This window comes from Variovorax sp. HJSM1_2, from assembly GCF_049316285.1.
Lineage (GTDB): Bacteria > Pseudomonadota > Gammaproteobacteria > Burkholderiales > Burkholderiaceae_C > Rhodoferax_B.
In genome coordinates this window covers 83,235-109,486 of the sequence record NZ_JBMOXA010000015.1, presented here as the reverse complement: position 1 = coordinate 109,486, position 26,252 = coordinate 83,235, and the positions used below count along the sequence as shown (strand labels likewise).

At 61.8% G+C, this 26,252-nt stretch carries 23 protein-coding genes; 10 read left to right on the top strand and 13 right to left on the bottom strand.

Annotated features, from left to right (window positions below):
- Both ACFQ95_RS17160 and ACFQ95_RS17155 read left to right on the top strand, forming a co-directional pair.
- Nucleotides 1-725 (top strand): aminotransferase class I/II-fold pyridoxal phosphate-dependent enzyme (locus tag ACFQ95_RS17160; RefSeq protein ID WP_422832887.1); only part of this gene is annotated, 725 nt, incomplete at its 5' end.
- Nucleotides 726-740: 15 nt separating this feature from the next.
- Nucleotides 741-2,417: a thiamine pyrophosphate-binding protein gene (locus tag ACFQ95_RS17155; RefSeq protein ID WP_422832886.1), complete on the top strand. Its 1,677-nt coding sequence runs from the start codon at nucleotides 741-743 to the stop codon at nucleotides 2,415-2,417.
- A gap of 7 nt (nucleotides 2,418-2,424) precedes the next feature.
- Here the strand turns inward: ACFQ95_RS17155 and ACFQ95_RS17150 are convergent, their stop codons facing one another.
- From ACFQ95_RS17150 to ACFQ95_RS17130, 5 genes are all read right to left on the bottom strand, one after another.
- The gene (locus ACFQ95_RS17150) at nucleotides 2,425-3,048 is read right to left on the bottom strand and encodes a DUF2894 domain-containing protein (RefSeq protein ID WP_422832884.1); all 624 of its coding nucleotides are present in this window, start codon (nucleotides 3,046-3,048) and stop codon (nucleotides 2,425-2,427) included.
- Nucleotides 3,045-3,704, bottom strand: coding sequence for an OmpA family protein (locus tag ACFQ95_RS17145; protein WP_422832883.1), 660 nt, complete (start codon nucleotides 3,702-3,704; stop codon nucleotides 3,045-3,047). The genes ACFQ95_RS17150 and ACFQ95_RS17145 overlap by 4 nt, the downstream gene beginning before the upstream one ends.
- Nucleotides 3,704-6,775: a DUF802 domain-containing protein gene (locus tag ACFQ95_RS17140; protein ID WP_422832881.1), complete on the bottom strand. Its 3,072-nt coding sequence runs from the start codon at nucleotides 6,773-6,775 to the stop codon at nucleotides 3,704-3,706. The genes ACFQ95_RS17145 and ACFQ95_RS17140 overlap by 1 nt, the downstream gene beginning before the upstream one ends.
- Before the next feature lie 9 nt (nucleotides 6,776-6,784).
- Nucleotides 6,785-7,537 carry a DUF3348 family protein gene (locus tag ACFQ95_RS17135; RefSeq protein WP_422832894.1) on the bottom strand — a complete coding sequence of 251 codons (753 nt, stop codon included), beginning with the start codon at nucleotides 7,535-7,537 and terminating at the stop codon, nucleotides 6,785-6,787.
- A gap of 374 nt (nucleotides 7,538-7,911) precedes the next feature.
- Entirely contained in the window at nucleotides 7,912-10,473 is a 2,562-nt protein-coding gene (locus ACFQ95_RS17130; RefSeq protein ID WP_422832880.1) for a sensor domain-containing protein, read from the bottom strand.
- Nucleotides 10,474-10,875: 402 nt separating this feature from the next.
- On the opposite strand from ACFQ95_RS17130, the gene ACFQ95_RS17125 reads away from it, so the two are divergent.
- From ACFQ95_RS17125 to hemP, 4 genes are all read left to right on the top strand, one after another.
- A complete protein-coding gene (locus tag ACFQ95_RS17125; RefSeq protein ID WP_422832878.1) occupies nucleotides 10,876-11,472 on the top strand; it encodes a DUF1439 domain-containing protein in 597 nt (198 codons plus the stop codon).
- A gap of 346 nt (nucleotides 11,473-11,818) precedes the next feature.
- Nucleotides 11,819-12,367 carry a dihydrofolate reductase family protein gene (locus ACFQ95_RS17120; RefSeq protein ID WP_422832876.1) on the top strand — a complete coding sequence of 183 codons (549 nt, stop codon included), beginning with the start codon at nucleotides 11,819-11,821 and terminating at the stop codon, nucleotides 12,365-12,367.
- A 6-nt stretch (nucleotides 12,368-12,373) separates the two neighbouring features.
- Nucleotides 12,374-14,665 carry a penicillin-binding protein 1C gene (gene pbpC / locus ACFQ95_RS17115; protein WP_422832875.1) on the top strand — a complete coding sequence of 764 codons (2,292 nt, stop codon included), beginning with the start codon at nucleotides 12,374-12,376 and terminating at the stop codon, nucleotides 14,663-14,665.
- Nucleotides 14,666-14,901: 236 nt separating this feature from the next.
- Nucleotides 14,902-15,126 (top strand): hemin uptake protein HemP, encoded by a 225-nt coding sequence (gene hemP, locus ACFQ95_RS17110; RefSeq protein ID WP_422832873.1) that lies wholly within the window; start codon nucleotides 14,902-14,904, stop codon nucleotides 15,124-15,126.
- A gap of 308 nt (nucleotides 15,127-15,434) precedes the next feature.
- On the opposite strand, the gene ACFQ95_RS17105 is transcribed toward hemP, so the two are convergent.
- A complete protein-coding gene (locus tag ACFQ95_RS17105) occupies nucleotides 15,435-15,842 on the bottom strand; it encodes a GlcG/HbpS family heme-binding protein (protein WP_422832872.1) in 408 nt (135 codons plus the stop codon).
- A 242-nt stretch (nucleotides 15,843-16,084) separates the two neighbouring features.
- On the opposite strand from ACFQ95_RS17105, the gene ACFQ95_RS17100 reads away from it, so the two are divergent.
- From ACFQ95_RS17100 to ACFQ95_RS17090, 3 genes are all read left to right on the top strand, one after another.
- Nucleotides 16,085-16,786 (top strand): Bax inhibitor-1/YccA family protein, encoded by a 702-nt coding sequence (locus ACFQ95_RS17100; protein ID WP_422832871.1) that lies wholly within the window; start codon nucleotides 16,085-16,087, stop codon nucleotides 16,784-16,786.
- 319 nt (nucleotides 16,787-17,105) lie between these two features.
- Nucleotides 17,106-17,423 (top strand): hypothetical protein, encoded by a 318-nt coding sequence (locus tag ACFQ95_RS17095; RefSeq protein ID WP_422832869.1) that lies wholly within the window; start codon nucleotides 17,106-17,108, stop codon nucleotides 17,421-17,423.
- 72 nt (nucleotides 17,424-17,495) lie between these two features.
- Complete coding sequence (locus ACFQ95_RS17090; RefSeq protein ID WP_422832867.1) at nucleotides 17,496-17,873, top strand: hypothetical protein; 378 nt, start codon at nucleotides 17,496-17,498, stop codon at nucleotides 17,871-17,873.
- Between the two features lie 121 nt (nucleotides 17,874-17,994).
- Here the strand turns inward: ACFQ95_RS17090 and rlmD are convergent, their stop codons facing one another.
- The 5 genes from rlmD to ACFQ95_RS17065 form a co-directional block, all read right to left on the bottom strand.
- On the bottom strand, nucleotides 17,995-19,398 hold the full coding sequence (gene rlmD / locus ACFQ95_RS17085; protein ID WP_422832866.1) for a 23S rRNA (uracil(1939)-C(5))-methyltransferase RlmD: 1,404 nt from the start codon (nucleotides 19,396-19,398) through the stop codon (nucleotides 17,995-17,997).
- A gap of 47 nt (nucleotides 19,399-19,445) precedes the next feature.
- Nucleotides 19,446-20,807, bottom strand: coding sequence for a phosphoglucosamine mutase (gene glmM, locus ACFQ95_RS17080; RefSeq protein ID WP_422832865.1), 1,362 nt, complete (start codon nucleotides 20,805-20,807; stop codon nucleotides 19,446-19,448).
- 71 nt (nucleotides 20,808-20,878) lie between these two features.
- A complete protein-coding gene (folP, locus tag ACFQ95_RS17075; protein ID WP_422832863.1) occupies nucleotides 20,879-21,766 on the bottom strand; it encodes a dihydropteroate synthase in 888 nt (295 codons plus the stop codon).
- 121 nt (nucleotides 21,767-21,887) lie between these two features.
- Complete coding sequence (gene ftsH, locus ACFQ95_RS17070; RefSeq protein ID WP_422832862.1) at nucleotides 21,888-23,813, bottom strand: ATP-dependent zinc metalloprotease FtsH; 1,926 nt, start codon at nucleotides 23,811-23,813, stop codon at nucleotides 21,888-21,890.
- Between the two features lie 156 nt (nucleotides 23,814-23,969).
- Complete coding sequence (locus ACFQ95_RS17065; RefSeq protein ID WP_422832861.1) at nucleotides 23,970-24,650, bottom strand: RlmE family RNA methyltransferase; 681 nt, start codon at nucleotides 24,648-24,650, stop codon at nucleotides 23,970-23,972.
- 21 nt (nucleotides 24,651-24,671) lie between these two features.
- Here ACFQ95_RS17065 and ACFQ95_RS17060 point away from each other — a divergent pair, with 21 nt between their 5' ends.
- Nucleotides 24,672-25,154 (top strand): YhbY family RNA-binding protein, encoded by a 483-nt coding sequence (locus ACFQ95_RS17060; RefSeq protein WP_422832859.1) that lies wholly within the window; start codon nucleotides 24,672-24,674, stop codon nucleotides 25,152-25,154.
- 60 nt (nucleotides 25,155-25,214) lie between these two features.
- On the opposite strand, the gene ACFQ95_RS17055 is transcribed toward ACFQ95_RS17060, so the two are convergent.
- Together ACFQ95_RS17055 and greA are read right to left on the bottom strand one after the other, a co-directional pair.
- Nucleotides 25,215-25,634: a DUF4149 domain-containing protein gene (locus ACFQ95_RS17055; protein WP_422832857.1), complete on the bottom strand. Its 420-nt coding sequence runs from the start codon at nucleotides 25,632-25,634 to the stop codon at nucleotides 25,215-25,217.
- 15 nt (nucleotides 25,635-25,649) lie between these two features.
- Nucleotides 25,650-26,126 (bottom strand): transcription elongation factor GreA, encoded by a 477-nt coding sequence (gene greA, locus ACFQ95_RS17050; protein ID WP_422832855.1) that lies wholly within the window; start codon nucleotides 26,124-26,126, stop codon nucleotides 25,650-25,652.
- Nucleotides 26,127-26,252 lie beyond the last annotated feature (126 nt).

The window sequence follows — 26,252 nt, the reverse complement described above, 5'->3', positions numbered from 1 at the left end:
CCATCACGCCCCGCACACGCTGGCTGTTCTTGAATTCGCCTTCCAACCCCAGTGGTGCGGCCTACAGTGCGGCGCAGTTGCAGCCTATCACCGAAGTGCTGCTGCGCCACCCGGCGGTATGGGTGCTGGCCGACGACATCTACGAGCACATCCTCTACGACGGCCTGGCCTTTGCCACAGCTGTTGCCGTGGAGCCGCGCTTACGCGAACGCACGCTGACGGTGAATGGCGTCTCCAAGGCCTACGCCATGACCGGCTGGCGCCTGGGCTATGGTGCCGGCCCCAAAGAGCTGATCGCCGCCATGGCGGTGGTGCAAAGCCAGTCCACCTCGTGCCCTTCGTCCATCAGCCAGGCGGCGGCGATTGAGGCGCTGACCGGACCGCAGGCGGTGGTGGCTGAACGCTGCCTGTTATTCCAAGCGCGGCGCGATTTTGTGGTGACTGCCTTGAACCGCACACCCGGCCTGCGCTGCCGCACCCCCGAAGGTGCGTTCTACACCTTTGCCAGTTGCGCAGGGGTGTTGGGCCGGGTCACCCCCAGCGGGAAACTGCTGCTCACCGACAGCGACTTCTGCGACCACCTGCTGCAAGACTTTGATGTCGCGGTGGTGCCCGGCAGCGTATTTGGACTGGCGCCGTATTTCCGCATCTCGTATGCCACGTCCATGGCGCAGCTCGAAGAAGCCTGCGGCCGCATCCACGCCGCCTGCAAAGCTCTTTTTTAATTTTTCAATAAACCCATGACCATAGCTCCACGCACGGGCGGCCAGATCCTGGTTGACCAACTGATACAACACGGCGTAGAACAATTGTTCTGTGTGCCGGGCGAAAGTTTTCTGGCCGTGCTCGATGCCTTGCACGATGCCTCGATTGCCGTGAGTGTGTGCCGCCAGGAAGGCGGCGCCGCCATGATGGCCGAAGCCCAAGGCAAACTCACGGGCCGCCCGGGCATCTGTTTTGTGACGCGTGGCCCCGGTGCCACCAACGCGGCCGCCGGCATCCACATTGCCCACCAAGACGCCACGCCGCTGTTGTTGTTTGTCGGCCAGGTGGCACGCGAGGCCCTGGGCCGCGAAGCCTTTCAGGAGCTGGACTACAGCGCCGTGTTTGGCAGCATGGCCAAGTGGGTGGTGCAGATCGACGACCCCAAACGCCTGCCCGAATTGATCTCGCGTGCCTTCCACATCGCCACCTCGGGCCGCCCCGGCCCGGTGGTGATTGCGCTGCCCGAAGACATGCTGACGGAAGCCGCCTGCGTGGCCGATGCCCTGCCCTACGCCGTCACCGAAACCCACCCCGGCCCCGCCGCTTTGGCCGAGCTGCAGCAGCGTCTGGCCCAAGCGCAGCGGCCGGTGGTCATACTGGGCGGCAGCCGTTGGTCAGAAGCCGCCGTGCAGCAGTTCAACCACTTTGCCGATGCGTTTTCACTGCCGGTGTTCTGTTCGTTCCGTCGGCAGATGTTGTTTGACCACAGCCACCGCTGCTACGGCGGTGACCTCGGCCTGGGCGCCAATCCGCGCCTGCTGCAACGCATACGCAACGCGGATTTGATTTTGCTGGTGGGCGGGCGTTTGTCCGAAGTGCCTTCACAAGGCTACGAGTTGCTGGGCATTCCCACGCCGCAACAAACGCTGGTGCATGTCTATGCCGATGCCGATGAGTTCGGCAAGCTTTACCGTGCGGCCCAGAACATACACGCCACACCCCAGGCCTTTGCCGAGGCCGCGAGCACGCTGCGCCCCGAGACCACGCCTGCATGGTTGAACGAAACCGCTGCGGCCCATGCCGACTACCAACGCTGGAGCGATCCCGCTCCGATTCAAATCCCCGGCCCGCTGCAAATGGGTGCCGTGATGCAACACCTGCGCGAAACCCTGCCGGCCAACACCATCTTCTGCAACGGTGCGGGCAACTTCGCCACCTGGGTGCACCGTTTCTGGCCGTTTACCAGCTACGCCAGCCAGCTCGCCCCGACCAGCGGCTCCATGGGTTACGGTCTGCCTGCTGGGGTGGGCGCCAAGCGCCTGTGGCCCGAGCGTGAAGTGGTGGTGTTTGCCGGTGACGGCGATTTCATGATGCACGGCCAGGAGTTCGCCACCGCCGTGCAATACCAATTGCCCATCATCGTGGTGCTGCTCGACAACGCCATGTTCGGCACCATCCGTATGCACCAGGAGCGCCACTACCCCGGCCGCATCAGCGCCACACAATTGCAGAACCCCGACTTCTGCGCCTACGCCCAGGTGTTTGGTGGCCACGGCGAAAAGGTCAGCACCACCGCAGAGTTTGCACCGGCCCTGGCGCGCGCACGTGCCAGCGGCAAACCGGCCATCCTGCATTGTTTGCTGGACCCGGAAGCGATTACACCGGCAAGCACGCTGCAAAGCATTCGTGCTGCGGCGCTGGCACAAACCTGAGGCCGGTTTATTTCTTCGCCCGGCTTTTCCGCGCCGCGGGTTTGACCTCGGCGGGTGCGGGCTTTTGCTGCGCCTGGTCTAGCCACAGCAAGGTGTCAACGTGCGACATGAAACGCTGCAGATAGTCGGGCGACAGGCCTCGCATCTGCGCCAGTGAATGCAACACCAGCATGTGCGAGTTCAGTGGACCGGCGTTTTCCGGTGCACGCACCAGAGCGCGGTCGACCTGCTGCACAGCGGCAATCTTCGACCAGGTTTCCCTGAAGCGGCGCACACTTTTCAGCTCGCGGCCAGCGCGGCCACGCAGCGCCTGCTGCGGCTCGTGCTGCGTGGCTTGCTGGATGTAGTGGTTCAGCCCGGCCAGCGGTGTGGGCGCAGCCGGGGCAAGCGGCTCGGCGCTGCGGCGCGTTTGCAAGCCTTGGTCCAGGCGTTCGCGCAAGCCTGCCATGGCCGTTTGCAGCTTGCGCTGTAGAATCGGCTGCAGCGCGGACTGGGCTGCGGGCAAGCGTTGCGCCAATACCTCGACGAAGTGAAAACGCACCGGGTCCATGCGCTGCGCACCGTCTGCACGCAGGCCGTCCAGCACAGCTTGCCAAGCCGGCAAGGGCTGATCCACACCGGTTTCGTTCATGGCGTGGCGCTTTTCACACCCGCCGAACGCGGCACGGGCGCCATTTCCACGCGGCGGTTCAGCGTGCGCCCCTGTTCACTGGTGTTGGAGGCCACGGGTTGTTCGGCACCAAAAGCGGCTGCAAACACACGCGACGCAGGCATGCCTTCTTCGATCATGGCGCGCGACACGGTCAGTGCACGCTGGGCTGAAAGCTCCAGGTTGTCGGTGAAGCGGCGATTGCCCTCCTGTATCGGTTTGTCGTCGGTGAAGCCGCTGACCATCAACATGTCGTCACGTTCGCCCAGGTAGGCTTGCAAGGCCGGCACCAGGCTCTTCAGCAATTGCCGGCCATCGGGACGCAGTTGGTCGGAATTCAGCGGAAACAACACATTGCCGCTGATGCCTATGCGCCCATTGTTCAGCGTGACCCGGCCACTCGCCAGCGGAATCGCCAGTGCCTTCTCCAGCGCCATGCGGCGTTGCTCCTCGACCTGGCGCTTTTGCACTTCGGCCTGCAGGTTGCTGACCAGGTCCATCTGCACGACTAACACACCCACCAGCACCAGCACAAACGCGCCCAGCAAGCCGGCCATCAGGTCGCCAAAAACGGCCCACACCGGAGCGGTTTGCTCCAGGCCGTCATCAGAGACTAAGCTGTCGTCCAGGCCGCTCATCAAGCCGTTTCCTTGGACGCTGCGGTAGTGGTGGCGGCTTTGGCATCACGCCGGCGCAGGTCTTCCACCAGGCCTTGCTGCGAGGCAATACTCAGATCGATGACCTCGCGCGCCTGCGCCACGTAGTAGGCCAATTGCTCGTCGCTGCGGCTGGCCGCCTGGCCCATCACAGCTTCCATGCGCCCCAGGCTATCGATGAGTTTTTCGTTCGACGCGCTGAACAATTGCACACCATGGTTGAAGGCTTCTCCCAGGCTGGCCAGTTCAACGGCGCTGCCGGCCACATGTGCGGCGGCGTCGGATGCGGACCCGGCTTGTGCGCCCAGGGTCTCGGCAAAACGGCTGCTGGCCTGGCCGAGAGTCGCCTCGGCAGATGCCACCAGCGACTCGATCGCCGCACGTTGCTCGCCCGAGGCTTGGTTCAAGCTTTGCAGCAGTGTGCTGATGTTCTCGAGCAACTCGGCGCGCTCCGCAAGGGCCTGGTTGTCGCGCTCGGAGAAGCGGCTCATTTCGCCGCGCAATTCGCCAATCACCTCGGCGGCCGCCTGCGGCACTTCGGCAGCGGTCTGCATCAGGCGCGTCATCGGCTGCTCCAGCGCCGCGCCCAGCGTGGCCAACTGGCTGGCCACCGCAGACTGCAGTTCGCCCAATCGCTCCACAGCCGCCTGGCCACGTGTGGCCTCGTCGGCGCGCAGGGCGCCGAGTTCGCTGCGCCATAAAGCGGCCAGTTCATCCATGCGCTGGCCCTGCTGTTCGGTCCAACGCGCTTCGGTTTCCACGCGCGAAACAATCAAGGACTCAGACATGTCCAACAGGCCCGCAATGTCGCCCAGTGTCTGGCTGGCCTGACGGTTCACGCGTTCGGTGATTTCACCAGCGGTCTTCTCCAGGGTCAGGCACACGGCGGTTTGCTGCGACAGGGTTTGCGCACCCACCTGCTGCCATTCGTTCCTGAGTGTGCTCGCCATGGTCTCCAGACCTTGCGTCCAGGCCTGCAGACGCTGCTGCTCGGCAAAGGCTTGGTCGGATTGGGTCTTGGCGGCGACCTCATGCAGGCTCGCCAGATGGCTGGCCAGCGCGGTTTGGAGTTCGCCCAGGCGCTGCACGGCGGCCTGGCCGCGCGTGGCTTCTTCGGAGCGCAGTGCGCTGAGTTCGCTGCGCCACAGGCCCGCCAATTGGTCCATACGCTCGCCCTGCTGCTGGGCCCACTGGGCTTCGGCCGCTACACGCGAGCTGACCAGCGACTCGGACTTGTCCAGCAGAGCGGCAATGTTGTCCAGCGTCTGGCCGGCCTGCTGGTTCACACGTGTGGTGATTTCGCCGGCGGTTTTCTCCAGGGTCAGGCACACGGCGTTTTGCTGGGCCAGCGTCTCGGCTCCGGCTTGCTGCCATTCGTTCTTGAGTGTGTCCGCCATGTGCGCCAGGCCCTGGGTCCAGGCTTGCAGCCGTTGCTGGTCTGCAGCGGCTTGCGCGCTTTGTGACTGGGCCGTCACATCGTGCACGCTGCTCAGGTGGCTGGCCAAGGCGGTTTGCAATTCAGCCAAACGATCGACGGCGGCCTGGCCACGCTGGGCTTCGGCCTCACGCAAGGCCGTCAACTCTGTGCGCCACAGCGACGCAAGTTGCTCCATACGCTCGCCCTGCTGCTGCGCCCAATGGGCTTCGGCATCGATGCGGGTTTGCACCAGCGCCTCAGACTGCGCCAGCAGCCGGCTCACGTCAGCCATGGCCTGGCTGGCTTGTGCGCTGGCGCGTGCGCTGATGTCGCCCGCAGTTTTCTCCAGCGTCTGGCAAACCGCCTGTTGCTGGGCCAGCGTTTGTGCACCCGCTTGTTGCCATTCGGCTTGCAGGCTGGCGGCCATGGAAGCCAGGCCTTGTGTCCAGCTTTGCAGACGCTGCTGGTCGGCCTTGTGTTGCTCGCTCTGCGACTGGACTGCGGCTGCGCCCACCGAAGTCAACAAGGCATTTGCACGTTGCTCAAATACCTGCGCAAACGACTGCAAGGCAAGGTCGAGCTTTTCGACCTGCTGCGCGCTGGTGCTGGCATGGGTTTGCAACGCACGGGTCCAGCCGTCGCTGACGCCACGTGCGGTGTCGCCAAACGCGCCAGACAAGCCTGCCAATTGACTTTGCGTCGCCTCGAACACACTTTGGTGCATGCGTTTTGACTCCAACGCCATCTCTGCCATGGCGGCTTGCACCACCGGCTTGATGCTGTCGCCAGCGGCTTGGGCACCAGCGGCCAGGCTGTCTTGCAGCGACGCACCAACACGGGCGGCCAGCTCGGTATAGGCACCGCTCACCTCGCGGTGGAACTGTGCCTGCTGGCCCTGCAAATGTGTCTCCAGTTGCGCGCTGCGGCGCTCCATGCCGTCCACCATGGCCTGCAAGCGCTCGACCACCTGGGGCAAGGCCTGGGCCTGCACCTGCAGTGCCTGGTAGGCCTGCTGGCGTTGATGGCCAAGCGACAGCGGCTTGAACACGGTGGCGGCCCGGGTGTCGAGCAGGCGAGCCACGTCCACACGTTCACGCCTTGCCATGGCCGACAACAAGCCCAGCATGGCAGATGCCGCCACACCGGCCACCGAGGTGCCGAACGCCAGACCCAGGCCCTTGATGGGTGCGGCCAAGGCCGAGCGTATGGCCTGTAAATCGGTGGAGCCTTCGAGTGCGAACACGGCTCCCTTGAACGTCAGCACCATGCCCAGGAAAGTCCCCAGCATGCCCAGCATCACCAGCAAACCCACCAGATAGGGAGTCAGCGCCAAGCCCGGCAAGGCCGCACGTTCACCTTCTATGCGCAGACGCACGGGGTGTTGCAGTGGCGCAGGCAGGCGCTGCAGCCACGCGGCCAGGTCGGTCAGCGGTTGCGCGACATCGGCCAGCGCGGCAGACAACGCCGCCGTGGCCGCACGAAACTGCAACACCTCGAACGCGCCTAGTAGATACACGGCGCCTATCACCAAGGTCATGAGCAAAGCCAGGCCGCTGGAGCCGACAAAACCCATGCCCACCCAGCCCACTGTGGCCAGGCCTAGGGCGAAAACAACGGCGAAAACAATCCTGTTCATTGCGACTTCTTAACCTTCTTGTGGCGAGGCCTCGTAGGCCTCTATCAATCCCAGCACCGGCTGCAGACGGGTGTCCAGTTCAGCCAGCAATACTTCCTGCAACTCAGCCTCAAAGCTCTCTACCCATGAGGCCGGTGAAGCTGCGTCTGCATTTGTTTTGCGCAATTGCTCAAAACGTTGTTTCAACATGGCGGGCAAGTTGGCCAACAACTTTTGCTCGCGCACCTCCAGCATCTGCTGCCACATGGCGTCCAGTGCGGCCAGTTGGCGCAACGCGGACGACGCCGCTGACAGGGTTTGCTGCGCATGGGCGCGCAGCGGGCCTATCATCAGTTCCATCTTGCGTTGCTGGTCGAGGTAACGCTGGCGGTGCAGCGCAAAGTCGACCACCGGCTGCGGTGCGGCCATGGCGGCAGCGGCTTCTTTCTGGAAGGACGCCAGACGCGGCGCACGTGGGCTGGCGGCCAAATCCGCGGCAACGTGTGGGGCGGTGATGGACGACAGCAACGTCGCACGCACCTGGTCAAACTGCTGCCGCAGGCTCAGGCTGCGCGTCTGCGCCGTGCGCCCCGCAGACGGTGCTTCATGGCCTGGCGTCTGGCCCAGCGTTTTAAGCGATTGGTGCAGCGCATGCAGCTTCACGGCATCAAAAACGCCGACCCACTGGCTCAGGCGCTCGGCCGAGTCCTGGCGCGATGCCTCGCTCCCACCTGGGGCTACATGCTCTAACAAACGAACGAGTTTTGAACTGCTGAAGTTCATGCGCAAAAACGAGTTCCTTTGCACCGCAGGGTGCAACGACAAAAAACGAATGGGGTGGGGAGAAGACGATCAGCTCACATCTCCCGCCAGAGGACTGCACCAAAATGATGCATTTCGACCAACAAAGCCATGGTGCCGGCCCAGCGCAGGGGCAAAACCACTCGCTTTAGCGCCATGTCTACAGTTCAAACAGAGCTGTTGGCAGGTAGCGATTAGAACCGATCTCGAAAACCCGGCTCCATGGGCACGAGCTCCCCAGCATGCCGAGGTCTTGCCAGGAAGGCCGGAATTTCGGCCTATACGGCAGGTTGGAGAGGAAATTGAAAAAGAAAGTAAATCGGTTTTACGTGGCTGGGGCGCCACGGAAAGCCACATCAGACCTCGCGTAAACGCTGGGCAAACTCTTCAGGCAGCAAAGGCCGGTCGAAGTAGTAGCCCTGGGCATAAGTGCACTGCATATGGCGCAAACGCTGGGCCACGGCTTCGGTCTCGACCCCTTCGGCCAGCACTTGCAAACCCAAACTGAGCGCCAGCGAAATCACACCACGCACGATGGCGGCGTTGTCGGGGTCGTCGATCAGGTCGCGCACAAAAGACTGGTCGATCTTGATCTTGTCGAACTTGATGCGCCGCAGGTAGGCAAAACTTGAATAACCGGTGCCAAAGTCATCGATAGACAGGCGTACGCCCAACGCTTGCAGGCGGCGCAACACGGTCATCACGGCTTCACCGTCGTGCAGCAGCACACTTTCGGTCAGCTCCAGCTCCAAGCGGTCGGGCGAGACACCGGATTCGGCCAGGGCCTCTTCGACTTGCTTGAGCACCAAGCCGCGCTGGAATTGCCGCGCCGACAGGTTCACGGCCATGATCAATTCGGGATGACCGGCGTCATGCCATGCACGCAATTGTTTGGCGGCCTTTTTCAAGACCCAGCCACCAAGTGCTTCGATCAAGCCACAGTCTTCGGCAATCGGAATGAACAGGCCCGGCGGAATCGCACCGCGCTCCGGGTGATCCCAACGGCACAGGGCTTCCGTGCCTATGATGCGCCCGCTGGGCAGATGGATCAGCGGCTGGTATTCGAGCCGCAAGGTCTCGTTTTCTATGGCCTGGCGCAGCGCCGACTCGATGCGCAAGCGCTCCAGCGCCGCCTCGTTCATGGTGGCGTTGGCAAACTGGTAGGTGCCGCGGCCCTCGCGCTTGGCCGCATACAGCGCCGAATCGGCGCGGCCAAACAAGGCATCGAACTGCTCGCCATCGGCCGGGAACATGGCAATGCCGGCCGTGATCGACACCGTGACCGGCAAGTCCACCAGCGTCATGCTTTGGCCCACGGCCGCCATGAGCGCATTCACCAGGTGGGCTGCTTCGGCCGTGCCTTGGACACCACGCTTCAACACCAAGAACTCATCCCCGCTGAGCCGGCCCACCACGGCATGGTCTTCCGCCACGGCACGCAGGCGGGCGCCGACTTCGCGCAGCAACTGGTCGCCGGCGTCGTGGCCTAAAGAGTCGTTCAGGGTCTTGAAGTTGTCGACGTCGAGCACAATCAGGGCCACCTGTTCGTGCGACGATTTGGCGTGTTTCAGTTCCTGCGAGCCGGTGCGTGCGGTTTGGTTGCGGTTTAGCAAGCCGGTGATCACGTCCTGCGTGGACAGCAGCGCAATTTTCTCTTCGTCGGCCTTGCGTGAACTCAGGTCGGAGAACGAGGCCACGTAATGGGTGACTTCCCCATGTGCACGTTGGCGCAGGGCCGAGAGATTCATCCACTGCGCGTAGACCGCGCCATTCTTGCGCCGGTTCCAGACCTCGCCAGCCCAACGGCCGTCATTGGCCAACGTCTTCCACATGTCGCTGTAGAAAGCCTTGTCGTGTTGGCCCGAGGACAACAGCCTGGGGTCGTGCCCCAACACCTCGTTGGCGCTGTAGCCGGTGATCTCGGTGAAGGCGTTGTTCACCATCATGATCTTGTTCGACTCGTTGGTGATCATGATGCCGTCGGTGCTCTGGTCGAGCACACGTCCGGCCAGTTCGAGTTTGGTCGCGGCAATGCGCTGGTCGGTGATGTCGCGGCGCACTTCCAGCAGGTGCAGACGCTGGCCGCGCCGGCCAAAGGTAGGCACACGCACCACGTCAAAGGTGTGTACGTTGCCATGGCCGTCGTCGGCAATTTCCTGCATGTGCGAGGCCCGGCCCGATTGCCAGGTGGCCTCTTCGGCGAGGGCACTGTGGCGCAGGCCATCGCTGTTGGGCAGGTTGCGGTCCGCGATTTCCAGATTGGTGAAGCCGTAGACGTCTTGTTCGCTCAAACCCAGCACGGCGCGCGCTGCAGGGTTGCTGAGCAGCCAGCGACCGTCGCCGTCTTTCAGCAGAATCATGTCGGGCAGGTGGCGGAAAACCGAGTTCAGCAGCTTGTCGCGGTCGCGCAGCAGACGGTCAGCCTCGGAACGCGCGGTGATGTCCTGGCCTACACACCACAGTTCGCGCCGACCAGGCTTGAGTTGCACACCTTCGATGGTGGACCAGGCGATACGCCGCTTTTCACCAAAACGCGTGGTCAGGGTCCAGGCTAGATCGCGGAACGACGAGCCCATGTCCTGCAGGTCGGCCAGCTTGCGCGCCAGGTACACCGGCTCGGGGTACAGCAGTTGCATGGCGCCGGGGTTGCCGACGATTTCTTCGCGCCGGTAGCCAGAGACCTTCTCGGACTCGCTGCCCCAGAACAAGATGGTGTTCTGATCGTCCAGATCGAGCGCACAGACCAGAATCGGCAGGCTCTCCAACACCTGCAGAATGTGTGCACGGTCTTCGCCGTCAGCACTTACGCCCAGGGTTTGCAGCAGAATTTCAGTGGAATCAAGATAGAGCTGATCCGCAGCGCCGACATCGATTTCGGGCATGGCATCCACGCGGTGAGAGGACCGATCAGATGTCATATGACCAGTTCACCTGATGGACAAACAACCCGGCGGGGCAGAAAGAGGCGGCACAAAGAACCTGCGGAAAACCCAAAATAGGCATATTGAAAAAGAAACACAAGCCATGATGCGCCACCGCACCATCTTTTCGGGCCCACAAGACCCAGAAGACGAGACGGCGGCTCAGAGAACGTCTGCACGATCAGAGGCCCTACCCCAGCATGTTAGTACATCTTGAAACAGATTTAACCCGTCTGAATTAACAGGGCGCGTAAAGGTCCGTAACAGCTGTACAAGTCGCTCGCCTGGGAACCTCTCAGCCGGCGCAAACTCCATTTCTAAAGCGGCAGAATTTCGACTCATTCCCAGGCATCGTCGCTCAAATGACTTTATCGCTTGATCTCATCATCCACACCCACCATGCGCCACCGTTTGCACCCGTCCCCGCCGCGCCGCCGCCTCATCCTGCAACTGTTACAGCTGCCGTCCTTGGCTGGCCTGCTTCTGGTGCCTACGGGCGCGTGGTCCGGATTTAACTTTTTCACCAGCGAATACACCGCCAGCCGTGCCGAGTTGCAAGCCCAACTCGACAAACGTTTTCCGCTGGCGCAAAAGTATGGCGCTTATGCCAACGTGGCGCTGAGCGAGCCGCAACTGCATCTTGACGCCGCCACCAACCGCGCAGCGATCACCGCCCGGCTGTTGATCACCAGTCCGTTTCTGAAGAGTGAAAGCGGCGCCGAGGGCAGCGTCACCGTGAGCAGCGCACTGCGTTATGACGCCGCCAGGCGCGCGCTATTGCTTGACCAGCCCAGGGCCGAGCAGTTGAGCCTGCAGGGCTTGAGCGGACGCAACGCCGAGCAGGCCGAAAAGATCGCCAAGCTGGTAGCACAAGAGCTACTGCGTGACCAGGCGCTGCGCAGCTTCACCGAAGCCGAACTGACGGTGGGCCGCAAAACCTACGACATAGGCGATATCACGGTTTTGGCCGACGGCATCAAAGTGCAGTTGAAATAACGCTGGCGCCGCTGCGCTGCATCGGCGCTCGAAAAAGTCTTTCATCACGACTGCTCCGCCAACCCCATGGCCACGCGGCAGGCACAGGTCTCACCGCGCCAAGGCAAACGCTGGGTTGACAATCGTCTTCGTCAACCCGCTCGCGGATCACGGCGCTTTGAAGCGCCATTCAACGAGAATCGAGCACCTATCCATCAAGCTTGCCGTAGAAAACAAACCAGACCCACAACGACTGAAATCGCATCGCAGACCGCAGCCGCCTGCCAGGGCTGCGCAGCCGGTCCAGGCGCTCTGCCCGCAATCCAGCCGGGCCCAACATTGACAAAAACAAGAGATCGACACCACCATGCGCAAAGTCATTTTGAAGCTCCATGTCTCGCTGGATGGCTACCTCTGTGCAGCCCGTGGCGACGCCATGGAGTGGGTGTTTCGCAGCTATGACGACAAACTCAAGGCATGGGAGCTTGCCCAGTTGCGCCAGGCCGGTGTACACGCCATGGGCCGGGCGCTGTATGAAGAAATGGCCGCCTACTGGCCCAACTCCACGGATGCCTTTGCCGAGCCCATGAACCACATCCCCAAGCTGGTGTTCTCCAACACCCTGGCCGAAGCCACCTGGCCAGACACCAGCATCGCACGCGGCGACGCGCCGCACGCCCTGCAGCGCCTGCTGAACGAGCCCAACACAGACCAGCGGCCAATCCTGGTGCACGGCGGCGCCAGCCTGGTACAGGGCCTGCTGCGCCACCAGTTGATAGACGAGATGCTGCTCATCGTGCACCCGGTTGCACTCGCCAAAGGTTTGCCGCTGTTCACCACCCCCGTGGACCTGCGCCTCATCAGCAGCCGCAGCTTCCCTGCAGGCGCGGTGCTGATGGTTTACGGCCGTAGCTGAGGCCCCATGACTTCAACAGCACGTCGCCGCCTTGGCATCCGCTGCCATGCCGCCGCATTGGCGCTGCTGTTGTATACCGGCCATGCGGCGGGCGCCATGCCGTCGTTTGATGAAGTGCGCCAGGACTTTCGCTCGTCCGACACGCTGCTGCTCTCACGTGAGGGCGATGTACTGCAGCGCCAGCGCACCGACAGCGGTGTGCGGCGCGGGAGCTGGGTTCAGTTGGCGGATGTGTCGCCAGCATTACGCACGGCCCTGGTGCTCAGCGAAGACCAACGCTTTTACGCCCACAGCGGCATAGACTGGCGCGCCGTTTCCGCTGCGGCCTGGGCCAACGTCTGGAACACCAAGACCCGCGGCGCCTCAACGCTGACCATGCAACTCGCCGGTCTGCTGGATGCGGATTGGCGTGTGGGCCCGGGTGGGCGCACCGTGGTGCAGAAAATCGGCCAGGCGCTGGCCGCACAAAACCTGGAACGCCACTGGCGCAAAGACCAGATCCTCGAGGCCTACCTCAACCTGGTGCCACTGCGCGGCGACCTGGTCGGGGTCGATGCCCTCGCGCGCAGCCTGTTCAACACGGCACCCAGCGGCCTGGGCACACGCGAAGCCGCCGTGACGGTGGCATTGATACGTTCGCCCAACGCCGCGCCACAACGTGTGGCCGAACGCGCCTGCGGCGTGCTCAAGCAACTCGAAGCCGGCCTGGGGACGGTGGACTGTGCCGCGCTGAGCTTGTTTGTCACGGCCTCGCTACAGCAGCGCACGCTGGCCGCCAGCGAAGGGGTGGCGCCACATGCCGCGCGGCAAGCCCTGCAGCAGGCGACTCCACCGCTGGCCGGGCAGAGCATACGCAGCACGCTGCGTGCCGGGCTGCAGCGTTTTGCGGTCAACACCCTGCAGCAGCAACTACGCGAGTTGCGCCAGCGGCATGTGGAGGACGGCGCCATCGTGGTGCTCGACAATGCCACTGGCGACGTATTGGCCTGGGTCGGATCTTCGGGGGCACTCAGCGCCGCAGCCGAGGTAGATGGTGTGCTGGCGCGGCGCCAGCCCGGCTCCACGCTGAAACCATTTCTTTACGGCCAAGCCATCGCCGAGCGCCGCCTCACCGCCGCCTCGCTGCTGGAGGATGCGCCGACCCATATTGCCACCGCAGGCGGGCTGTACATTCCGCAAAACTATGACCACCAGTTTCGCGGCTGGACCTCGGTACGCACGGCCCTGGCCGCATCGCTGAACGTGCCCGCCGTGCGCACACTGGTGATGGTGTCGCCCGAGTCGTTTCACCAGCAGTTGGCTGCCGTGGGGCTGCCGCTGCAGGAAAGCGGCGATTTTTATGGCTACAGCCTGGCCCTGGGCAGCGCCGAGGTGTCCTTGCTCAACCTCAGCAACAGCTATCGCACGCTGGCCAACCTGGGCCAGGCCGGCCCGACACGCCTGTTGCTGGATACCACGAATGCAGGCATGCGCCCGGCGCGCACAAGTCCGCCACGGAGCACGGCCTCACCGCCAGCGCTGGACGCGCGTGCCGCCTTCATCGTCGGCGACATGCTCAGCGACCCGATTGCCCGCGCCCCGACTTTCGGCACCGACAGTGTGCTCGCCACCCGCTTCTGGACGGCCGTGAAAACCGGCACCAGCAAAGACATGCGCGACAACTGGGCACTCGGTTGGTCGCAGCGCTACACCGTGGGGGTGTGGGTAGGCAATGCCAGTGGCGCACCTATGTGGGACGTGAGTGGCACCAGCGGCGCCGCGCCGATCTGGGCCACCGTGATGGCCTATCTGCACCGCCGCGAACCCAGCCGCGCCCCCGCCGCCCCGCCCGGCCTGGTGCAGCAGGAGGTGCAGTTCGGCCAGCAACTTGAGGCGGCGCGCAGCGAGTGGTTCCTACAGGGTACGGAGCAGACCGTTTTTGCTATTGAATCGGGAGCTTCTACAGCAACAACAGAAAGCGCTGCAGCCATGAATGGCTTGAATACTGAAGGCGCCCTCTTGCCCGCCAAGGCACGCATTACAGCGCCCACCAACGGCACCATCCTGGCCCTGGACCCCGACATTCCACCAAAACGGCAACGGCTGCGGCTGACGGCATCAAGCCCGGGGCTGTACTGGCGGGTGGACGGCAAGCCACTCGCACGCGGCGCGGAAACCATGTGGTTTCCCTGGCCCGGGCGTCACAAGCTGCAACTGGTCGACGCGCGTGGCGTGTTGCAGGACGAAGTGCAGATAGAAGTGCGCGGCGCCGGACTCAAGGCTGCCACCGCGCAGGGGCTGGCCGGCAAAAGCCGTTGATCAGGCCATATGGGCTGGGGGCGCCGCAGAAAAAAGTTTCGATGCGGCGATGACCGAAGTTGCTCAGACACGACTAGCCTGACTGAAGGCTTGGCCTCTGAACCTCAAGGCCTGTGCTGTGACGCCTGCAACTTGGCGCCATAACCCTACTGTGCAAATTTTTTTCAAAACTCTCTTGCCAATTTATTGCGAATCATTATCATTAACACATCGCGAATTTAATTCAGGAGTTCAACATGTACGCCAACCTCGCTACCCGCCCCCAGTTCAATTCCGCCTCTGGCGAGAATGCCAACGGCGGCCTGCACGGCCTGCGTGAAGTTCTGGCGCCTGCCATGCAGGCACTGACAATTGAAAGCCGTGATCTGCTGCAAGGCCAAAAGGCCATAGAGATCATGCACAACGGCTCGGTCTACCGCCTGCAGAACACCAAGCTCGGCAAACTGATCCTGACCAAATAAATTCGCAGCAAGTTTCATCGTGGGGCGACCCAGGGGGTTTTCATCGGCCTCCAAAGTCGTTTTTGCTAGCCAACGGGTTTACTCGACTAGCCATGCTTTTTTCCCGCACACACTGGTTTCATCGTGGGGCGACCCAGGAGGTTTTCATCGGCCTCCAAAGTCGTTTTTGCTAGCCAATGGGTCTGACCCGACTAGCCAAGCCTTTTTTCCCCACAGCCTCTTCCGGTACTCCGGATGGCCACAGCCAAACAAAAACGCCGACCACTGGGTCGGCGTTTTTGTTTGCGGCTTTCGCCGCAAGTGATGTTTTAGAGGCCCAGGGCCGCGATACCAGCCTTGGCGATTTGTGCGTCTTCGGTCGACTTCACGCCGCTCACACCGACCGCACCAATACATTGGCCGTCTTTGATGATAGGCACGCCACCTTCGAGCAAGCCCGCTACGTTAGGCGCGCTCAAAAAGGCCACGCGGCCGCCGTTGACGATGTCCTCATAGACCTTGCTTTCACGGCGCCCCAGCGCTGCGGTGTGCGCCTTGGCTGGGCCGATGTGCGAAGAAATCGCCGGTGCACCGTCCAAGCGCTGCAGCCACAGCAGGTGGCCGCCGTCGTCGACGATGGCGATCGTCACGGCCCAGTTGTTTTTCAAAGCCTCGGCTTCAGCGGCAGCGGCCACGGCTTTGACATCGGCGAGTTCGAGAACAGATTTGGTCTTCATGTTGGCGAAGTTTGGTAGTGAAAAAATGTGTCAGAAAGGCTTCGAGCATAACGGGGTTAACACCTGTCTCGCGCGCCATGCGACCTGCCCCTCGCCAGGCACCAAAATGGACCTGTTGTACCCCTACAAAATGTAGGAGCCAGAACGTGAATTTTTGGGTCTTTCACTTGAAGCCTCCTAGAATTCCCCAAACTTCCCTTGGTCCATTCGGACGCAGGAAAGCCACTGAAGGAGATCCATCCGTGAACGACAACATCCGTACCATAGACCCGTCTGCCAGCTATGGCTGGGGCGTCTCGCAAGAGCAGCGCAACAAGGTCATGCGCAACACCTACTGGCTGCTGGCCCTGAGCCTGATCCCCACCGTGCTGGGCGCATGGCTGGGTGTGGCCACCGGCATCACCCGCTCGCTCTCCGGCGGCTTGGGTCTGATCGTTTTCATGGGCGGCGCCTTCGGTTTCATGTTCGCCATCGAGAAAACCAAAAATTCCGCAGCCGGCGTGCCGGTGCTGTTGGGTTTCACGTTCTTCATGGGCTTGATGCTGTCGCGCCTGATCGCCATGGTGCTGGGCTTCAGCAACGGCGCTGAGCTGGTGATGACGGCATTTGCCGGCACGGCGGGTGTGTTCTTGGTGATGGCCAGCGTGGCCAGCGTCATCAAGCGCGATCTGTCGGGCATGGGCAAGTGGCTGTTCGTTGGCGCCTTGGTGCTGATGGTCGGCGGCATCGTCAACGTGTTCGTCGGCTCCACCGCGGGCATGATGGCCTTGTCGGTGGCTGCCATCGGTATCTTCAGCGCCTTCATGCTGTACGACCTGAAGCGCATCATGGACGGCGGCGAAACCAACTACATCAGCGCCACGCTGGCCCTGTACCTGGACCTGTTCAACGTGTTCCAAAGCCTGCTGGCCCTGCTGGGCATCATGGGTGGCGACCGCGACTAAGCGCGACCTCCCCCGCGCCTGATCAGGCGCCCTGGTCACAATGCCCGCCCAGCATCAGTTGGGCGGGCATTGTTGTTTCTGCAGTCGCGGTTTCTGCATTCGCGGCTAGAGGCCGCAGTGAATGGAAACGGGAGAAAGGGCCAGCGGCCACAGCAGCACGGGCAGGTCGCAACCTACAGCATCACAGCACCATGGCTGATGGCCACCCCAAGCGCCCTGATCGACATTCATGCCTACGCCCGTGCGCCAAGAGAGGCCAAGACACTCCGGTATTTGTTCACTGTTGCCCCTCTTGCCCGGGATATTGGAGGGATGACTTATGACCCGGATTTCCATCAGCTCGTTCGAGCCCAGCATCGTGATCATCGATTTGAGCGCCTTTGGGCGCCCACTGCGGGTTCAGGTGGCGCGGCAGGTTCTGGAACATGCGCTGCAAATTTCCAACGGCGTGACCGATTTGCATACGGCCGTGGAACAGCATATCGAAGCCATTCGCGATGTCGCCTGGGCCAAACATGACAACACACACGAGCTCAACATCGTGCTGAATTCAGCGGATTTAGAACCGCTGTTAGCCTGGGCAAAACGTACCGGCCCGCCCGTTCTGCAGCAGGTCCCCGAAAAGGGTCCGGCTTGATTCGCCTTGTTTTCCATGGTCAGCTCATGGATAAGCCTTAACTCTGCGGAGCAGATGCCGATAATCAAAACAATGGCACCTACACTCCGCCCCCATTTGCTGCGCTTGCTCCTGGTCTCCAGCACTTCCGTGCTGTTGTTATCCGGTTGCGAGATCCCAGGCGTCTACCCTGATCCCAAGGTCGTGCAACGTGATGCCGACGCCAAAGCCACTGGCAGCGGCTGCAGGCACGCCATGCGCAGCCTGGAAGACTGTTATGCCATGAACACCAAGGCACCCAAGGCCGCCGTTTTTGCGGGCTGGAAGGAAATGGATGCCTACATGCGCGAGAACAAACTCGAAGGCGTGGCGCCATCGGGTGTAAAACCCGCCCCCACAGAAGAAGTTGAACAGGCGGAGGCCCCCGCCGCGCCAGAACGCCGCAACAACCGCAACGGCAGGGCATCCTGAGCTTTTAGTCTGTGGCGGCGACCCGAGCCGCATGACGTATCGGAATACAAATCGCCCGCCAACACCTCGGTCTTAGAGGTTTTGGCGGGCGATCACTTTTGCGGGATACCCGCCCTTAGGCTTAGACCAGCTCAAACACCGCCATGCTCTCCACGTGGGCCGTGTGCGGGAACATGTTCACCACACCGGCCTGCACGCACCGGTAGCCAGCGCAGTTGACCAGCAGGCCGGCATCACGTGCCAGCGTTGCAGGGTTGCAGCTCACGTAAACGATGCGTTTGGGTGGCGTCCAGCCATTACGCAACTCGGGCTGTTCGTGCAGGTCCACCAAGGCCTTGGCCAGGGCGAAGGCCCCTTCGCGTGGAGGATCGACCAGCCATTTATCGGCAGCACCGTCCTGCACCAGCATCTGGGGCGTCATCTCGAACAGGTTGCGCGCTACGAAGTCTGTAGCACAAAGCGGTTTGAGAGATTGCCGGGAGGCTTGGTTCTTCTTGTAGTTCTCGCGCGAGCGCGCGACCAGCGTTTCACTGCCTTCGATGCCCAGTACCTCGCGCGCCTGCGTGGCAATCGGCAGAGTGAAGTTGCCCAAACCGCAAAACCAGTCGATCACACGTTCATCAGACTGCGCATCCAGCAGCGCTAGGGCTTTGGACACCAACACGCGGTTAATGTGTGGATTCACCTGCGTGAAATCGGTTGGCTTGAAGGGCATTTCGATGCCGAAGGCGGGTAAGCCGTAAGCCAGTTGCGGCTGCTCTTCATCCAGCAGTTTGATCGTGTCCGGCCCTTTGGCCTGCAGCCACCACTGCACTCCGTACTGCGCGGCAAAAGCGCGCAGGCGCGCCAGATCGGCGTCACTCAACGGCTCCAGGTGGCGCAGCACCATCGCGGTCACATCGTCGCCACAGGCGAGCTCGATTTGCGGGCAGGTTTCAATCGCGTCCATCGAAGCGATCAATTCGCGCAGCGGCACCAGCATGGCGTTGACGTGTGGCGGCAATACATGGCATTCGCTCATGTCGGCCACGTAGCGGCTCTTGCGTTCATGGAAGCCCACCAGCACGGCGTTTTTCTTGCGCACATGGCGCACCGACAAACGCGCGCGGTAACGGTAGCCCCAGGCCGGACCTTCGATAGGCCGCGCCACGGTTTCGGCCTTGACCTTGCCCAGGTGCCAGAGGTTGTCTTCCAGCACACGCTGCTTCACCGCCACTTGCGCGGCAGGGTGCAAATGCTGCATCTTGCAGCCGCCACAAGCTCCGGCATGCAGGCCGAAGTTGGGGCAACCAGGGCGCACACGCTGCGACGACTCGCGGTGAATCGCGGTCACGGTGCCCTGCTCCCAGTTGTTCTTTTTGCGGTGCACGTTCGCGCTCACCAACTCGAAGGGCAGCGCGCCCTCCACAAACACCACCTTGCCTTCTGGCGTGTGGGCGATGCCCTGCGCATCCATGTCCAGGGATTCAATTTCCAACCAGCCGGCAGGCAGTTGTGTATCGTTGTTTTTCGTGGGATCAGTCATTCTCAAATCTATCTATTGGTCGCTTCGGCCGCTGCGGTTTCGCAACTTCAAGCGGCTTTCAGCACGGCCGCAATGCGGTCGGCGCAATCTTTGGCTTGTACCGGGTCGCGGGCTTCCACCATCACACGCACCAGGGGCTCGGTGCCGCTGGCGCGAATCAACACCCGGCCTTCACCGCGTAATTCGGCTTCGACCTGCTGGGTGATTTGTGTCAGGGCCGGGCTCTTCCACTCCTGACCGGGCACCAGGCGCACATTCACCAGCGTCTGTGGGAACAGCACCACATCCGACAGCATCTGCGCCAGCGTCTTGCCATGGCGCACACACGCCTGCAGCACTTGCAGGGCGCTCACCAGGCCGTCACCGGTAGTGTGTTTGTCCAGCGCCAGCAAATGGCCAGAGCCTTCGCCACCGAGCACCCAGCCGCGCTTTTCGAGTTCTTCCAGCACGTAACGGTCGCCCACCTTGGCGCGCACCAGTTCCACCCCTCGCGCCTTCAGCGCCAGTTCAACCGCCATATTGGTCATCAGCGTGCCCACAACCCCCGGCACCGCATCGGCGGCGCGCTGGCTGGGGCCGCCGTTGCCGCCACGCAGCAGGCGCTCAGACACCATCAGGTACAAAATTTCGTCGCCGTTGAACAGGCGTCCGGCGGCGTCCACCACCTGCAAACGGTCGGCATCACCGTCCAGCGCCACACCAAAGTCGGCACGATGGGTCAGCACCGCCTCGATCAGGGCCTGCGGGTGGGTTGCGCCAACGTTGCGGTTGATGTTCAAGCCGTCCGGGCTGCAGCCGATGGCAATCACCTCGGCGCCCAGTTCGTGGAACACCAGAGGCGCAATCTGGTAGGCCGCGCCGTGGGCGGCATCAACCACGATGCGCAAACCCTTGAGCGTGAGCTGGTTCGGGAACGTGCTTTTGCAGAATTCGATGTAACGCCCCGCAGCGTCTTCCAGGCGGCGCGTTTTGCCCAGGGATGCGGAGTCGACCCATACGGCTGGGGTGTCCAGGGCCGCTTCGACCTCTTGCTCCCAGGCATCATCCAGCTTGGTGCCCTGGGCGCTGAAAAACTTGATGCCGTTGTCGCCAAATGGGTTGTGGCTGGCACTGATCACCACCCCCAGGCTCGCCCTTTGGGCTCGCGCCAGATAGGCCACACCTGGGGTTGGCAAGGGGCCAAGCAGCACCACGTCAACACCGGCCGAGTTGAAGCCGGACTCCAGCGCGCTCTCCAGCATATAACCCGAGATACGGGTGTCTTTGCCTATCAGCACCGTAGGGCGCGTTTCTTTTTTCTTCAACACCCGCCCGACCGCATTGGCCAACCGCAGCACAAAGTCTGGCGTGATGGGCGACTGCCCCACAGGGCCACGGATGCCGTCAGTCCCAAAATATTTTCTTGTCATTTTTCCCCTCAACTGATTTTGAATTGTCTTTGCCTCGCACCGCGTCCACCAAGCCTAGCCCGCGGCGCGCACTACCTGGTCTCGATCTGCGTGGCGGAACACCACACCTTCAACGCTTGCACCGTGGGGCCCACATCGTGCACACGCACGATGCGCGCTCCGCGCTCCACCGCTAACAACGCAGCCGCCACGCTGGGCAGCATTCGCTCGTGCACCGCAGCAGCGTTGCCCGCTGGCAAACCGGGCAAGGGCGCACCCATCGCTGCCAGCGAGGATTTGCGCGACCAGCCCAGCAGCAACGGGTAACCCAGGGCCAAAAACTCGGTCTGGCGCGCCAGCAGCGAGAAATTCTGCGCCACCGTCTTGCCAAAGCCCACACCCGGATCCAGTGCGATTTGCGCCTTCGTCAAACCGTGCGCCCGTAATTTATCAGCCGCATCCGATAGAAATGCCAACACCTCGGGCACGATGTCGCCCGCCATCGGATGCACCTGCATGGTCTGCGGCTCGCCATGCATGTGCATCAGGCAAACACCGCACCCTGGATATTGGCTCACAACCCCCGCACCGGTGATCAAAGGGCGCGCCGGATCCAGCCAGCGCAATGCCCAGATGTCGTTGATGATGTCCACGCCCAGATCCAGCATGGCCTGCATCACGGCGGGCTTGTAGGTATCGATGGACACCGGCACACCCAGACGCACGGCTTCGCGCACCACTGGCAGCAGCCGCTCCAGCTCCAAAGCCTCGGAAACGGGCGCGACACCAGGACGGGTGGACTCCGCACCAATGTCCAGAATATCCACGCCCTGCGAAATCAACGCTTCGCAATGCTGCAGGGCGCTGGCGGTCGTGGCGTGCTGCCCGCCGTCGGAGAACGAATTCGGTGTGACATTCACAATCCCCATCACCTGGGGCTTGTTCAGATCAATCTGCCAACGCGTGGTTTGCCAGTACATAGTTGAAAAATGTGACCAGGGGGCTGGGCCGAATCGCGGCAGCTCGCTGTATTTGGCCTCAGGCCAGAAACGAAAAAACGGGGCAATCTGCCCCGTTGCTTCCAGCGTATGCCGGTCGAAATCAAGCCGCGTTAGGCGCCACCTCTGGTGTGACCTCGGCGGTTGCACCACCACTGCCACCGGCACCACCACCGCCAGACGGCGCACGAGGTGTCCAGTCTTTCGGCGGACGTGGTTCCTTGCCGGACATGATGTCGTCCAACTGCTCGATGTCTATGGTTTCCCATTCGAGCAAAGCCTTGGCCATGGCGTGCATCTTGTCACTGTGTTCTTCGATCAAGCGACGGGCCAGGCCGTACTGCTCGTCGATGATCTTGCGCACCTCGATGTCTACCTTTTGCATGGTGGATTCGCTCATGTTGGTCGTCTTCGTGACCGAACGGCCCAGGAAAACTTCGCCTTCGTTTTCAGCGTAGACGATGGGGCCAAGCGCTTCGGTCATGCCGTAACGCATCACCATGTCGCGCGCAATCTGCGTGGCCCGCTCAAAGTCATTGCTGGCACCCGTGGTCATTTGGTGCATGAACACTTCTTCGGCGATACGGCCACCGAACAGCATGCTGATCTGGTTCAGCATGAATTCCTTGTCGTAGCTGTAGCGGTCTTGCGCCGGCAGGCTCATCGTCACACCCAGGGCACGGCCGCGCGGGATGATGGTGACCTTGTGCACCGGGTCACACTTGGGCAACAAGCGGCCGATCAGCGCGTGACCAGACTCGTGGTAGGCCGTGTTGCGGCGCTCTTCCTCGGGCATGACCATGGACTTGCGTTCCGGGCCCATGATGATCTTGTCTTTGGCCTTTTCGAAGTCTTGCATTTCGACCACGCGGGCGTTGCGCCGCGCCGCCATCAAAGCCGCTTCGTTACACAGGTTGGCCAAGTCGGCACCCGACATGCCGGGTGTGCCACGGGCAATGATGCCCGGGTTCACATCTTGGCCAATCGGCACCTTGCGCATGTGCACGTTCAGGATTTGTTCGCGACCACGGATATCGGGCAGCGTCACGTAGACCTGACGGTCGAAACGACCTGGGCGCAGCAAAGCGGCATCCAGAATGTCAGGACGGTTGGTGGCTGCCACCACGATCACACCGAGGTTGGTCTCAAAGCCGTCCATCTCCACCAGCATCTGGTTGAGGGTTTGTTCGCGCTCGTCATTGCCACCACCCAAGCCTGCACCACGTTGGCGCCCCACGGCGTCGATTTCGTCGATGAAGATGATGCAAGGAGCGTTTTTCTTGGCGTTTTCGAACATGTCGCGCACACGCGCTGCACCCACGCCGACAAACATTTCGACGAAGTCAGAACCCGAGATCGAGAAGAACGGCACCTTGGCTTCACCGGCAATCGACTTGGCCAGCAGGGTTTTACCCGTGCCTGGAGGGCCAACCAGCAGCAGACCGCGTGGAATACGGCCGCCGAGTTTTTGGAACTTCTGCGGGTCTTTCAGGAAGTCGACCACTTCCTTCACTTCTTCTTTGGCTTCGTCGCAACCGGCAACGTCCGCAAACGTCACTTGGTTGGCGTTTTCGTCCAGCATGCGCGCCTTGCTCTTGCCGAAGCTGAAAGCACCGCCCTTGCCGCCGCCCTGCATCTGGCGCATGAAATACACCCACACACCGATCAGCAGCAGCATCGGGCCCCAGCTCACCAGCAGGGTCATGAGCAGCGAACCTTCTTCGCGCGGCTTGACGTCGAACTTGACGTTGTTGTTGATGAGATCGCCAACCAAGCCGCGGTCCAGATAAGTGGCCGTGGTCCGGATCTTGCGATCGTCGGTGGTGATGGCGGTGATTTCGTTACCGCTTTGCCCTTCGGCAATCACCACCGATTTGATACGTTTGCCGCGTACGTCTTCCAGGAAGTCGGAATAACCCACGTAGCCCGAGCTGACACCCGCGCGGGTATCGAACTGCTTGAAGACCGTGAACAGCACCATGGCGATCACGAGCCAAACAGCAACTTTTGAAAACCAGGGATTTTTCAAACCAGACTCCGATAAGTGGGGGCAGAAGCGCAATTGAGGCCAATTTTAGGCCTTTCAAGCGCGCCTCCCTAATGAATGTCCATGTCCGGCAATAGGGTCAACGGGTCAAACACCAGCTTTTTCTCGATGACCAAGGGTAAACGCGGACAAAGAGTGCTAACTCTGCGGCTTCAGCCCGATACCAATTAAAAAAGTTTCTGAAGATTTGTCTCGTGATGCCTTCGGTTTCAAGGGCTTCACGGTGGCAAATGTCTTTTTGAACAACTGCACCAATTCGTTGTAGCCGCCGCCGTGGAAAACCTTCACCACCAACGCCCCCTCGGGCTTGAGATGGCTTTGGCAAAACTCCACCGCCAATTCGATCAGGTGCACGATGCGCGCGGCATCCACTGTGCCCAGGCCAGACAGATTGGGCGCCATGTCTGACACCACCACGTCGGCCTGCCGGCCCTGCAGCGCCTGTTCCAACTTCTCCAGCATCTCGGCTTCGCGGAAGTCGCCCTGGAAGAACAACACCCCCTCAATGGGCTCCATGGGCAGCAGGTCGATGGCGATGATGGTGCCGTTCAACTCCCCGACCGCTGCGCCCCCCGTGCCGGCTGTGCCCTTGGGCGCCATCTTGCGGCGCAAATACTGGCTCCAAGCCCCCGGAGATGAGCCCAAATCGACCACCACGTGACCAGGGCGAATCAGCCGCATGGTCTCGTCAATTTCCTTCAATTTATAGGCCGCGCGCGCCCGGTAGCCCTCTTTATTGGCGAGCTTGACGTAGGGGTCGTTGATGTGTTCGTGCAGCCAAGCTTTATTAACTTTGCTGCTTTTTTTTTCAATTTTCATGTTGCCCTTGATAATACGGCCATGCCTCTAATTCAACTTACCCCTGCACAGCGCAAGGTTCACCGCGCCGAAGCCCACCATCTTGACCCCGTCGTGATGGTTGGCGGCGACGGGCTGACACCCGGCGTGATCAAAGAAGCCAACCTGGCGCTCAACGCCCACGGCCTGATCAAGGTGCGCGTTTTCTCGGACGACCGCGTCGCCCGCGAAACCATGTTCCAGACCCTGGCCGACGAACTCAGCGCGGCCCCGATCCAGCACATCGGCAAGTTGCTGGTGCTCTGGCGCCCCAAACCCGAGATCAAGAAAGAGCGCGTCGAAGATGAAGACCGCATGCCCGGTCCGCGCGACTTCAAGGTGCTGAAACACAGCAGCCGCGGCGGCCAGCGCCCTGAAATCAAGACCTTGCGTGTCTTGGGCAACCAGCGGCTGACGGCCGGCGGCCAGGTCAAACGCGCCAAGCCCAAGCCAAAGACCAGCGTGAAGAAGCGCAGCCAGACCTGATCTGACATGCTGATACGGCCCGCTCGCAGCGGTGCCGTTTTTACTCTCCCGCTAACACCATCAGCGCTGTTGTGCGGGGCTTAATTTCCAAAGCGTGACCCCGGCACACAGCCATTGCAGCACATACATGCCGCTGCCCAGGCTGTGCCAGAGCTTCAAATTCTCGCGCGCGACGATGCGCGGCGCCACGGCAAACTCTGCCAACAGCGCCAGCAACAGGCCACCCGCTATAAACAAAAGAGCTGTTGGCGCAATGGCAGCCTGCTCATCAGGCGATTTTGAGCGCGTAAACAGCAACAAGATGATGGCGCAAGCCATGGACAACCATGTCTGCGCAGTAAACAGCTTGGCCGCCGTCGCGCCGGCGATGGCCGGGCTGGGCAAGCTGGCAAACAGCAGCGGCACCACGATGAAGCCCAGCGTGGTCAGGCTGCCCCACCACAGCGCAGCCAGAAAGGTTGGCAGCCGTTGCTTTAGCACGTGCAATCGCTCTGATCAGATGTAGCGCACGGCCACGATTTCGTAGTGCTTCAAGCCGCCCGGGGCCTGCACTTCTGCAGTGTCGCCCTCTTCCTTGCCGATCAACGCACGCGCGATGGGGCTGGAAATATTGATGCGACCCAGCTTCAGGTCGGCCTCGTCTTCACCGACGATCTGGTAGCTCACGGTGGCGCCGCTGGACTCGTCTTCGAGCTCGACGGTGGCACCAAACACCACACGGCCACCAGCGTCCAGCGCGGCGGGGTCGATGATTTGGGCGGCCGACAATTTGCCTTCGATTTCGATGATGCGGCCTTCCACAAAGCCTTGGCGGTCTTTGGCCGACTCGTACTCGGCGTTTTCGCTCAAGTCACCCTGGGCACGCGCCTCGGAAATGGCGTTGATCACGGCCGGCCGGTCGACGGTCTTGAGCTTGTGCAGCTCGGCCTTCAAGGACTCAGCACCACGCTTGGTGACGGGAAATGTGGACATAGTTGTTCTCCAAATGCAAACCGCCGGTCGTCTCCGTCCGGCGGTGTGTTTTTCATGTTCGCTGTGCGGGCCATTATGCCGCGTTTGCGGCACCCGCCAAGCGATGCTTAGACAGTGTTTACGCGG